The following is a 9,110-nucleotide window of genomic DNA, read 5'->3' on the forward strand; positions in this document are numbered from 1 at the left end:
CGGGGCAGCCGGCCTTGGCCTCGGCCGCAGCGGCGAAAAAGGTGGCGCTCGCGGCGGCCAGGCGCGAGCGCCGGGATTCGCTCTGAACGGATCGCTCGATCAGTACCCCGACTTGGCGGACTTGATCTCGTCACCGGCCGGCGACACGACGTACCAGATGCCGCCCACCCCCTGTCCGTTGATGTCCCCCGGGGCCTTGTCCTGGGCGAAGGTGTAGATCGGTCGCCCATTCACCGTCACCTGCTTGCCGCCGTCGACGCCGGTGATCGTTCCGACCTTTCCGGTGATTCCGCTGACCTGCGGGGTCGCTGACTTCGAGGTGATCGCCGGCCAGAGCGTGGCGCACTGCCCGGTGCAGGCGCTCGACCCGGAATTGGGAGTGTCCTTGTCGAACAGGTAGGCCGTCATGCTCTTGCCGTCCACGATGACCTTGCCGAGAGTGGTAGTGCCGACGGCGACGTCGGCGCTTGCGGTGGCCGGCGACGGGGACGACGGCCCGGATCCGTAGGCGCCAGACGACGTGCCGGACGACGCGCACCCGGCCAGGGCCAGCGCCACCAGCGCCGCGCCGAGAAGGCTGGAAGTGGTTCTTGTATTCACGATGAGTTCCTTCTGGAATGGGGTGCGTCACGCAAGAACGCAATCGCATCGGCGGAAATGGACCGCTACCGTTACGACGAGACGGGCGCCCCCACGGTTCAGCGGCCGAGGCGTCAGGTGATCGATTGACGTGTTCTCGCGTCGTGTTATTCGCTTCTCCGGGGACTCGGTGAGCGGCCGAATCTAGTCGCTGGGGATGTCGCGGGGAGCGGGCCATTGTGCCCAGCAAATTGTGAGCAATCGGGAGTAATTTCTGCACTACGTGTGGCCGTCGTGCCGCACCGAAAGGGTGTCTGTCATGAATCGGGCCTGGAAGAGATGGGTTCCCGCCGGCGTCGTCGCCGCTGTGATCGCCTCCGCGGCGATCGCCGTTCCTCTCACCGCGAGCGCCGCCGTCGATCTGCCGGCGAAGACTCCGCAGCAGGTGCTCGCCCTCCTCGCCCAGAGCCACGTCGCGTCGCTCTCCGGCACGATCGAACAGACCTCCAATCTCGGACTGCCGCAGCTGCCGACGACCGGAACCGGATCCGACTCGGTCGCGTCATCCGCCCTCAGCCTGCTGTCGAGTTCCTATACCGCGCGGGTCTATCTCGACGGACCGACCAAGGCGCGGGCGCAGGTGATGGACAAGCTCGCGGAGCGCGACGTGATTCGCAACGGCAGCGACGTGTGGCTGTACAGCTCCCGCGACAACACCGCCATCCACTCCACGCTGCCGGCGCAGACCAACAAGCGCCCGGGGTCGACGACCGGTGAGGCGAAGACGCCGGGCGAGCTGGCCACGAAGCTGCTCGCCGCGGTCGACTCGACGACCACGGTCAGCGTGGGCAACGACACCCGCGTCGCCGGCCGCACGGCGTACGACCTCGTGCTCACGCCGCGCGCGACCGACACCCTCATCGGCTCCGTCTCGATCGCGGTCGACTCCGAGACCGGGCTCCCGCTGAGCGTCGAACTCGCCGCGCGTGGACAAAAGGATCCGGCGTTCAGCGTCGCGTTCTCGTCCCTCACGCTCGCGGCGCCGTCCGCCGACGTGTTCTCGTTCACGCCGCCCGCCGGGGCGAAGGTGAAGGAACAGGCGATGCCGACCCACCAGGGCGCGACGAAGCCGCTCAGGCCGGAGTCCGGCGCGGTCAAGCCCAGCGTGATCGGCAGTGGCTGGGATTCGGTGCTCTCGATGCCGGCCGGCACCGAGACCGCGAAGCTCACGAGTTCGCCCCTGTTCGGCAAGCTCACCACTGCGGTGACCGGTGGGCACCTCTTCCACACCGCGCTGGTCAACGTGTTCGTCACCAACGACGGGCGCGTGTTCGCCGGCTCCGTTCCGGTCGAGCGTCTCCAGGCTGTGGCCGCGGCTCCGTGACGGGCGATGCCGCCACCGGCGAACCGGCGATCGAAACGCACGGGCTGACCAAGCGTTTCGGAAGCTACACGGCGGTGAATGGCATCGACCTGAACGTGCCCCGGGGCGCGGTGTTCGGCTTCCTCGGCCCCAACGGGTCAGGCAAGACCACCACCATCCGGATGCTGTTGGGCCTAGCCGTGCCCACGAGCGGCACGGTGCGCCTGCTCGGCCACGACATGCCGAGGGACCTGCGCGACGTGCTGCCGCGCGTCGGCGCGCTCGTGGAGGGCCCGGGCTTCTATCCGTACCTCTCGGGCGCGGCCAATCTGAATCGGCTGGACACGGCCGACCGCTGCGCGCCGTCCGCCACCCGGCGTGCACGGGTCGAGGGCGCACTCGAGCGGGTGGGGCTCGGCCACGCCGCGCGCAAGAAGGTGCACGCGTACTCACTCGGAATGAAGCAGCGGCTCGGAATAGCGAATGCCCTGCTCACCCCGCGCGAGCTCCTCGTGCTCGACGAACCGACCAACGGACTCGACCCGCAGGGCACGCGCGAGGTGCGCAGCCTCGTGCGTTCGCTCGCCGCCGAGGGCACCACCGTGTTCGTGTCGAGCCATCTGCTCGCCGAGATCGAGCAAATCTGCACCCATGCCGCCGTGATGAGCGTGGGCAACCTGGTGGCCCAGGGCACGCTCGACGAGCTTCGACGAGTGGGCGAGCCGCACGTGCGCGTGCTCACGCCGGACCCGGATGCCGCGGCTCGAGTGCTCGAGCGGCTCGGGCTGTCGCCGGCCACCGTCGACGAACCCGACGCCGCGGCCGCGGCGGCGACCGTCACGGCGCCGCTGACCGACGAGCTGGCCGATCCCGATTCGATCGTTGCGGCCCTCGTGGCGGACGGCGTGCGGGTTCGCGGCTTCTCGATCGAGCGGGCGAGCCTCGAGGACCGCTTCGTGGCACTCACCGGTGAGGGGTTCGACATTGCCCAGTAGCGGCCAACTCCTGCGCAGCCGGCCATCGGTCGGCTGGGCGCTGCTCGCTTCCGAACTCTCGGTGCTGTTCCGGCGGCGCCGCACCTGGGCGATGCTGCTCGCCCTCGCGGCGGTGCCGATCCTCATCGCGCTCGCCGTGCGGCTCTCCTCGGCCACCCCGCCGCCCGGCCGCGGGCCCGCATTCCTCGACCAGATCACCCAGAACGGCCTGTTCGTGGGAGCCGTCGGCCTCATCGTGTGCGTGCCGCTCTTCCTGCCGCTCACCGTCGGCGTCGTCGCCGGCGACACCATCGCGGGCGAAGCGAGCGCCGGGACCCTGCGCTACCTGCTCGTGGCGCCCGCCGGACGCGTTCGACTTCTGCTCGTGAAGTTCGCCGCGGCCGTGGTGTTCTGCGTCGCTGCCACGCTCGCCGTCGCCGTCGCCGGTGCCGCCATCGGAATCGCCCTGTTCCCGGTCGGCCCGGTGACGCTGCTCTCCGGCGACACGATCAGCGTCGGCGAATCCTTGCTCCGATCGCTGCTCGTCGCGGCGTACATCTCGGTGTCGCTCATCGGGCTCTCCGCGATCGGGCTCTTCATCTCCACCCTCACCGACGTGCCGGTCGGGGCGATGGCGTCCACCATCGTGCTCGCCGTCGTGTCGCAGGTGCTCGACTCGCTGCCGCAACTGGACTGGCTGCATCCCTGGCTGTTCAGCCACTACTGGCTGGGGTTCGGCGACCTTCTGCGCCAGCCGATCTCGTGGGACTCCTTCGGCAACAACACCATCCTGCAGGCCGCCTATGTGCTCGTCTTCGCGGCTCTCGCCTACGGGCGGTTCAGCAGCAAGGACATCCTGTCCTGAGCGGCCCCCTCCCGCGGCCCCTCCCGCGGCCCAGCCGGGGCCAATGCGTGCAATCCGGGCCAACGCGTCGGCCCGGATTGCACGCTATGGCCCCATCGACGGGAGTGCCCCTGGTCTGAGGGCGGCTAGGCGCGCGCCATCGCGGTCGCGGTGCTGCCGGCCCAGGACTCCGCGAGCAGGTCGGCCGCCCGCTCGCCGATCACGATCGACGGGGCGTTGGTGTGGCCGCGGATGATCATGGGCATGACAGACGCGTCGGCCACGCGGAGGCCATCCACGCCGCGCACCCGCAGCTGCTCGTCCACGACAGAGCCGGCATCCGACCCCATCCGCGCCGTGCCGACGGGGTGGTACAGGGTGTGGGCGTGGCGTTCGATCGCGATCGCGTCCCTGGCCGCCGGGGTCATCGCATCTGCGCCCTCCGGCATCAGGAAGTGCGGGCCGCTCACCGCGCGCAGCGCCGGCTGCTGCAGCAGGCCCTCGCAGATGGCGAGCCCGGCCATCAGCGTCTCGCGGTCGCGGCCGGCGGCATCCGAGAGGTAGCGCGGATCGATGAGCGGCTTGGCGAGCGGATCGCTCGAGGCCAGGTCGACGACCCCGGTGCTCTCGGGTTGAAGCAGGATGGCCCCGATGGTGAGGGCATGGGCCGGTGTGGGAACGAGGCCCTCGCCGACGTAGGCGACCGGAGCGAAGATGATCTCGATGTCCGGCAGGGCGAGGCGCGGGTTCGTGCGCACGAAGCCGTACGCCTCGGCGACGTTCGAGGTGAGCATCCCGCGACGGCGCACCAGGTAGTCGAGCACCTGCAACGGCTTCTTCGCGGTGTAGAGCGTGTCGCCGGCGGTCTCGGCGATGAGGCCGGAGAGCACGTGGTCGCGCAGGTTCGACCCCACCTCGGCGGAGTCGACGAGCACGTCGATGCCGAGTTCCCTCAGCCGTTCGGCCCTTCCGATGCCGGAGAGCATGAGCAGCTGCGGGGTGTTGACCGCGCCGCCGCACAGCACCACCTCGCGGCGCGCGAACACCCGGGCACGACCGCCGTCCGCGACGTGTTCGACCCCCACCGCCCGCGTGCCGTCGAAGAGCACGCGGGTGGCCTGCGCGTTCGTGCGCACGGTGAGATTGCGGCGGCCCCTCGCCGGCGCGAGGTAGCCGTCGACGGTGCTGAAGCGCGATCCGCGCACCTGGCTCACCATCGTCTGGCTGAAGCCGTCCGGGGTCGCGGTGTTCGGCGGTACCACCGCGTAGCCCGCCTCGCGGGCCGCGACGAGGAAGGTGGCGGTGTGCGAGCGCGGGCTGCGCTGCGCCTCGATGCTCATCGTGCCCGAGGACCCCTGGTCGGGGTCGGCGTTGCCCTGCACCCGCTCGATCCGCCGGAAATACGGCAGCAGGGCATCGTACGACCACGAAGAACCGGCGACCTTCGCCCAGCCGTCGTAGTCGGCGGCGAAGCCGCGCACCCACATCATGGCGTTCATGGACGACGACCCTCCGAGCACCTTGCCTCGGGGCCAGTAGACGGTGCGGCCGCCCAACTGTTCCTGCGGCACCGTGTCGTAGTCCCAGTCCGCAGCAGAGCGGAACAGGGCGGAGAACGCGGCCGGGATGTGGATCTCGGTCTTCTTGTCTGGGCCTCCTGCCTCGAGCAGCAGCACCGAGACAGAGGGGTCGGTGCTCAGCCGGCCGGCGAGGGCCGCCCCGGATGCCCCGGCGCCGACGATCACATAGTCGAAGGTCTCGCCGCGCTGCGCTGCCCCGTTCACGCGCGGAACGCCGCCGCGAACACCCCGGGCATCCTGCCCCACGACGGATGGGCCGCGAACTCGAAGAGCTTCTTGCCCGTCGCCTTCGCGCTGCGCGCCGAGACGAACCACGGCGGCTTGGGGAAGAGCGCGAATTCACCGTGCAGAACCGAGCGGGGGAACGGGCGGAACGGTCCGCGGATGATGGTGCGCTCCGTGTCCGCGAGCAGGAAGGCGTTGTGCACGACCTCGATGCCGCTCTGCACGTTGTCGAGGGTGTGGCCGGGGAACGCTCCCCACGGGGCTGCGGCGGTGAGGAACCCGACGCCCGTCCACGCGTTGATGGCGATCGTGCCGTACTCGAGGCGGGCGAGGGCCTCGTCGAACCCGCCGCCGAGCGACGAGATGGTGCTCGGCATGCCGATGATGTTCGCACCGAGTGTGCCCACGAAGTCGCGGTTGACCGTCTCCACGGCGGTGTCGAGGAACGACTGCCCGCTTCCGGGCAGCTCGATCACCCCGAGCACCGGCGAGAAGTATTCGGTGGTCTGCAGGGCGGAGGCATCGGCATCCGAGCGCACGTCCACCAGAAGGCGCGTGCTGCCCGCCGGGCCCAGGCGCTCGGCCTGGGGATAGTCGGCGCTGGCCTGCGCCACGCGGGAGTCGCTGCCCGGGTACCAGGGCGAACGCGCCGGGGCGGTGGCGAGGGCGATGCGCAGCTGCTCGAGGAACGCGGCCCGCTGTGACCAATCGGAGCTCAGCACCACGATCTGGCCGGCGATGCAGTTGTAGCCTCCGTTGTGCAGCCTCTGCGTCGCGATGTGCTCGGCCTGGAATCGCAGGTCCCGGGCACTCCAAGTGCCCGGCAGCACGATGATGGGGGCGACCCCGCCGAGCTCGCTCGTGATCGGTTTGGCGAGCAGGGGCACGCCGGTGGACTTGCGCAACCGACCCTCCTCGCCGGCTCCCCAGACGATCACGTCGTGGGTCGCGGCGCTTCCCGTGATGTGCACGTGCGAGATCCCCGGGTGGTGGGCGAGATAGCCGCCGACCTCCCCGCCGCCGGTCACGATGCGCAGCACCCCGGCCCGGATGAGTGGCGCGAAGGCCGCCGTGTAGACCGGCAGCATCGCATCCATCACCGGATTGAGCTTGAGCAGCGCGACCCGGTTGTGGGCGATGAGCTCGTAGAGCACGTCGAGCGGCGGGATCGAGGTGATGTTGCCGGCGCCCAGCACGAGGCCGACCCCGCCGGTGGCGGTGGGGTCGAGGGCGCCGAGCCCCGCCGAGGCGCGCACCGTCTCGGCGGTGATGCCCGGCTTCATCCACACCTCTCCCGTGAAGCCGTGCAGCAGCAGGGCCTCGTACGGCGAGGAGGGTAGCACCGGCACCGTCACCCGCCCGCCGGGAGCGCTGCCGAGCGTGCGCTCGGCGACCGGGCTCTCTCCGTGGGCGATGGCGGCAAGGCTGTGTTTGAGGGCGGTGAGGGAGGTGAGGATCACGTACGGGCCGGAGATCCATTCCTCGCCCATGAGGGAGGATGCCGGATCGAGCCTTTTCACCTCGCCGGCCACGCGCACCCAGTGTTCGGCCTCCTTCGTGACGGCCGTCGACACCTCCTCGAGCCAGGCGATGCGTTCGGGGAGGCCGGTCTTCGCCCAGCGGGATTCGCCGACGGCGAGTTCCGCGATCACGGTGTCCAGCTCGCCGTGGAGGCGGTCGTCGCTCTCGGCGACGTCCGGCGTGGGTTCGACCCTGGCCGTCGATCCGGCCTGTGGCGTCGCGTCTGGCATGGTCATCAATCTCCCTCGATCGCTGCCGATTGTTCCCGGGCACAGCGTCAACGCGCGACGTTCGGGAATGATACCTCCAGTATCACCGAGAACGGGGGAGAGCAGAATAGGCGCGGGCCGCCGATTGTCGATCCGCGGTTGTGCCGGCGCACAGGATCGGGCTAGTCTCGCGCCATGTCGATCGATCAACGGGGATCCCGGCCGTCCCCCGGGCCGCACGCCTCAGCCAACTTCTTCGTGGAACTGCGCGACTCGGTGGAGGCCCTCACCGACGGGGTCGTCGACCAGATCATGGCCGGCGAGGAGGCGTACACCGAGAGCCCCCTCTCGCGGGAGCTCCTGCACTCCATCGTCAGCGAGAACATCGCCGCGCTGCTCGACGCGCTCACCGGTCGCAGCCACTCCCTGGACGCCGCGCGCCGGGCCGGTCGGGTCAAGGCCGAGCACGGCATCCCCATGGCGAGCCTGCTGCACGCCTACCGGCTGGCCGGCCTGCAACTCTGGGACGAAATGATCCTGCGGTCGGGCACCCCGGAGCGTGCGGAGGCGCTGCTGCGCGTGTCGAGTGAGGTGTGGGGGATCATCGACCGATTCTCCAGCGCCGCCGCGGACGCCTATCGGCTCTTCATCGACGAGCGCGACAGGAGGGACCAGCAGGCCAGGAGCGTGATGGTGCTGAGCCTGCTCGACGGCAGTGCGGCCCCGGGCGAAGTGGGCGGTCTTCTCCGGGCCCTCGACCTGCCAGAGCACGCCCGCTACCTGGTCGTCGCGGCCGAGCGCAAGACCTCGGGGGACGACCCAGTGCCGACCGTGCCGCGGCTGCTGCGCGACGTGGGCATCGCCTCCGCCTGGACCACCTGGAAGGGTGAGTTTGTTGGCCTGTTGGCGGCCGAGGGCGGCGAAGCTCTCGAACCGACCGTCGAGCGGATCTGCTCCGTCGCCACTTCCCGGCTGGGGATCAGCCGGTCATTCGGCCAGCTGTCGGCCGCTCCGGATGCCGTGGCGCAGGCGAGGAGTTCCATCGAGTGCATCGCCCGCGGGGGAGTCGGCGTGCACCGCTACGGTTCCGCGCCCGTCGACCTGCTGCTCGTGGCGCAGCCGGGGATCGCCGCCGAGGTGCAGAGCGAGGTGCTCGGGCCGATTCTCTCGGCGCAGCTGCAGGACGGCCCGGTGCTACTCGACACGCTCGAGGCCTGGTTTGCCGCCGACGGATCGACGAACGACGCCGGGCGGGCGCTGCACTGCCATCGCAACACGGTGCTCTACCGTCTCGGTCGCATCGCGGACCTCACCGGCCGGTCGGTCGCCCGTCCGGCCGAGGCGGCCGAACTCTACGTGGCTCTGCGGGCAGTGCGGCTGGGTGGCACGGCCCGTTAGGAACCGCTCGTGATGCGGCGCACGAGCGCGAGGGCGTTCTCGAGCACCTCGCGCGGGCTGCCGGTGACGGTGCCGCTGAAGTACTGCTCCAGGCAATAGCGCATGACGCTCCCCGCCAGCACCACGATCATCCGGGCCTCCTCGGTGAGGTCGCTCGAGTCGGCGCGTCCGCTCCCCCGGAGGCGGGCCAGCACGATCGCGACGAGCCCGTTCTGCAGCTCCGTGATCCGCGCGACCTCGCGGTTCATCAGCTCGGGCGTGCGCTGGATTAGCACCCGGCGGCTGCGGAGCAGGTCCCGATCCGGCTCGCGGTCGGCGATCGCCGCCGCCATGAGCGAGACGAGGTCGCCGAGCACGTCGTGCCCCGCCGCGTGCACGAACGCCTCCACCGCGGCATCCGTCGGCATCGGGGGAGGC

Annotated in this window: 8 protein-coding genes; 4 read left to right on the forward strand and 4 right to left on the reverse strand. The window is 70.4% G+C overall.

Going from position 1 to position 9,110, the window contains the following annotated elements; translation table 11 throughout:
* Positions 1 to 99: 99 nt before the first annotated feature.
* Entirely contained in the window at positions 100 to 600 is a 501-nt protein-coding gene (locus VIM54_RS14505) for a hypothetical protein (protein ID WP_331902379.1), read from the reverse strand.
* A gap of 298 nt (positions 601 to 898) precedes the next feature.
* Between VIM54_RS14505 and VIM54_RS14510 the strand changes: the two genes are divergently transcribed.
* From VIM54_RS14510 to VIM54_RS14520, 3 genes are read left to right on the forward strand one after another with little or no spacing between them, the layout of a single operon-like run.
* The gene (locus tag VIM54_RS14510; protein ID WP_331902381.1) at positions 899 to 1,963 is read left to right on the forward strand and encodes a LolA family protein; all 1,065 of its coding nucleotides are present in this window, start codon (positions 899 to 901) and stop codon (positions 1,961 to 1,963) included.
* Positions 1,960 to 2,937 (forward strand): ABC transporter ATP-binding protein, encoded by a 978-nt coding sequence (locus VIM54_RS14515; protein ID WP_331902383.1) that lies wholly within the window; start codon positions 1,960 to 1,962, stop codon positions 2,935 to 2,937. The genes VIM54_RS14510 and VIM54_RS14515 overlap by 4 nt, the downstream gene beginning before the upstream one ends.
* Positions 2,927 to 3,781: an ABC transporter permease gene (locus VIM54_RS14520; RefSeq protein WP_331902385.1), complete on the forward strand. Its 855-nt coding sequence runs from the start codon at positions 2,927 to 2,929 to the stop codon at positions 3,779 to 3,781. The genes VIM54_RS14515 and VIM54_RS14520 overlap by 11 nt, the downstream gene beginning before the upstream one ends.
* Before the next feature lie 125 nt (positions 3,782 to 3,906).
* On the opposite strand, the gene VIM54_RS14525 is transcribed toward VIM54_RS14520, so the two are convergent.
* Both VIM54_RS14525 and VIM54_RS14530 read right to left on the reverse strand, forming a co-directional pair.
* Positions 3,907 to 5,544: a GMC family oxidoreductase gene (locus VIM54_RS14525; RefSeq protein WP_331902387.1), complete on the reverse strand. Its 1,638-nt coding sequence runs from the start codon at positions 5,542 to 5,544 to the stop codon at positions 3,907 to 3,909.
* Complete coding sequence (locus VIM54_RS14530; RefSeq protein ID WP_331902389.1) at positions 5,541 to 7,322, reverse strand: aldehyde dehydrogenase family protein; 1,782 nt, start codon at positions 7,320 to 7,322, stop codon at positions 5,541 to 5,543. The genes VIM54_RS14525 and VIM54_RS14530 overlap by 4 nt, the downstream gene beginning before the upstream one ends.
* Positions 7,323 to 7,490: 168 nt before the next feature.
* On the opposite strand from VIM54_RS14530, the gene VIM54_RS14535 reads away from it, so the two are divergent.
* The gene (locus VIM54_RS14535; RefSeq protein WP_331902390.1) at positions 7,491 to 8,693 is read left to right on the forward strand and encodes a helix-turn-helix domain-containing protein; all 1,203 of its coding nucleotides are present in this window, start codon (positions 7,491 to 7,493) and stop codon (positions 8,691 to 8,693) included.
* On the opposite strand, the gene VIM54_RS14540 is transcribed toward VIM54_RS14535, so the two are convergent.
* Positions 8,690 to 9,110: hypothetical protein (locus VIM54_RS14540; RefSeq protein ID WP_331902391.1), on the reverse strand; the 421-nt coding region annotated here is incomplete at its 5' end. The two genes, VIM54_RS14535 and VIM54_RS14540, sit on opposite strands and share 4 nt — an antisense overlap.

The sequence above is a fragment of the Lacisediminihabitans sp. genome (assembly GCF_036569425.1).
Classification (GTDB): domain Bacteria; phylum Actinomycetota; class Actinomycetes; order Actinomycetales; family Microbacteriaceae; genus Lacisediminihabitans.

Excerpts from the sequence above, each read along its gene's own strand:
- VIM54_RS14510 (WP_331902381.1), top strand. The coding sequence starts at position 899 with ATGAATCGGGCCTGGAAGAGATGGGTTCCCGCCGGCGTCGTCGCCGCT.
- VIM54_RS14530 (WP_331902389.1), bottom strand. The coding sequence starts at position 7,322 with ATGACCATGCCAGACGCGACGCCACAGGCCGGATCGACGGCCAGGGTC.
- VIM54_RS14535 (WP_331902390.1), top strand. The coding sequence starts at position 7,491 with ATGTCGATCGATCAACGGGGATCCCGGCCGTCCCCCGGGCCGCACGCC.